We start from the raw sequence: 1798 nt of genomic DNA, 5'->3' as shown, positions 1-1798 counted from the left end.
CGCCTGAACAAGTACGAGGCGAGCAGCGGCGGCGAGTACGCGCAGGACGTGGCCAACGACCTGCGCAACTCGATGCAGAAGCATGCCGGCGTGTTCCGCACGCAGGCCACGATGGACGAAGGCGTCGAGCAGGTCAAGGCGATCGCCGAGCGCGTGAAGAACATCCACCTGGCCGACAAGTCGAAGGTGTTCAACACCGCCCGCATCGAGGCGCTGGAGGTCGAGAACCTGATCGAGGCGGCGCTCGCCACGATGATCTCGGCGGCCGCCCGCCACGAGAGCCGCGGCGCGCACACCGTCAACGACTACGCCGATTCGCCGGAATTCCCGAACGGCCGCAACGACAAGGTGTGGATGAAGCACTCGCTGTGGTACCGCGAGGGCAACCGCCTCGACTACAAGCCCGTCAAGCTGACGCCGCTGACAGCGGAATCCATCCCGCCGAAGGTCCGCTCGTTCTGAGCCATCGCCACGAGAACGTCGAAAGCATTTCATGACCAAGCGTGTATTTCAGATTTATCGGTACGACCCGGATACCGACACCAAGCCGCGCATGCAGACCCTCGAGGTCGAGCTCGACGGCAGCGAGCGCATGCTGCTCGATGCGCTGATGAAGCTGAAGGCGGTCGACCCGACCATCAGCTTCCGCCGCTCGTGCCGCGAAGGCGTCTGCGGTTCGGACGCAATGAACATCAACGGCAAGAACGGCCTCGCGTGCCTGACCAACATGCGCACGCTGCCCGACGTCGTCGTGCTGAAGCCGCTGCCCGGCCTGCCGGTGGTGCGTGACCTGATCGTCGACATGACGCAGTTCTTCACGCAGTACAACTCGATCAAGCCCTACCTCGTCAACGACATGCCGCCGCCCGAGAAGGAGCGCCTGCAGTCGCCGGAAGAGCGCGAGGAGCTGAACGGGCTGTACGAGTGCATCCTGTGCGCGAGCTGCTCGACGAGCTGCCCGAGCTTCTGGTGGAACCCCGACAAGTTCGTCGGCCCCGCCGGGCTGCTGCAGGCCTACCGCTTCATCGCCGACAGCCGCGATCAGGACACCGGCGGCCGCCTCGACAACCTCGAGGATCCGTACCGCCTGTTCCGCTGCCACACGATCATGAACTGCGTCGACGTCTGCCCGAAGGGCTTGAACCCCACCAAGGCGATCGGCAAGATCAAGGAACTGATGGTGCGCCGCGCCGTCTGAACTCGACATGACCGACACGCTGCTCGACGAACGTGCCCTCAGCAAGCTGCGCTGGCGTTGCCGGCGCGGCCTGCTCGAGAACGACCTGTTCGTCGAGCGGTTCTTTGCGCGTCATGAATCGGCGTTGACGACCCGGCAGGCCGAGGGGCTGGCCCTGCTGATGGATCTGTCCGACAACGATTTGCTGGACCTGTTGCTCGCCCGCAAGGAGCCCGATGGCGACCTGCGGCGCGACGACGTGCTCGAAGTGCTGCAGCTGATGCGCGCCAGGCACTGAAGGCGTGTTTTCAGTCTCATAACCTGCCCTGCTTGAAGGAATGCTCATGACTCCATCCGACGTGAAAGCCACCCTGTCGTTCTCCGATGGCAGCCCTGCGATGGACCTGCCGGTCTACAAGGGCACGATCGGCCCGGACGTCATCGACATCCGCAAGCTCTATGCGCAGACCGGCAAGTTCACCTACGACCCGGGCTTCCTGTCGACCGCGGCCTGCCAGTCGACCATCACCTACATCGACGGTGACAAGGGCGAGCTGCTGTACCGCGGCTACCCGATCGAGCAGCTCGCGACCAACTGCGACTACCTCGAGACCTGCTACC

3 protein-coding genes and 1 pseudogene are annotated in these 1798 nt (G+C 64.2%); all 4 read left to right on the top strand.

The genetic code is table 11. The features are described 5' to 3' along the window. A pseudogene (locus AC1D01_RS33100) lies at positions 1–462 on the top strand (succinate dehydrogenase/fumarate reductase flavoprotein subunit); the annotation flags it as partial. Positions 463–493: 31 nt separating this feature from the next. After that, positions 494–1198 (top strand): succinate dehydrogenase iron-sulfur subunit, encoded by a 705-nt coding sequence (locus tag AC1D01_RS33095; protein ID WP_047587140.1) that lies wholly within the window; start codon positions 494–496, stop codon positions 1196–1198. A gap of 7 nt (positions 1199–1205) precedes the next feature. Then, positions 1206–1475 (top strand): FAD assembly factor SdhE, encoded by a 270-nt coding sequence (locus tag AC1D01_RS33090; RefSeq protein WP_477873715.1) that lies wholly within the window; start codon positions 1206–1208, stop codon positions 1473–1475. A gap of 46 nt (positions 1476–1521) precedes the next feature. Further along, positions 1522–1798: citrate/2-methylcitrate synthase (locus tag AC1D01_RS33085; RefSeq protein WP_477873714.1), on the top strand; the 277-nt coding region annotated here is incomplete at its 3' end.

It is taken from the genome of Rhizobacter sp. P3_B12 (assembly GCF_056402895.1).
The sequence above is the reverse complement of the archived record's forward strand: the minus strand, read 5'-3'. Positions and strand labels throughout refer to the sequence as shown.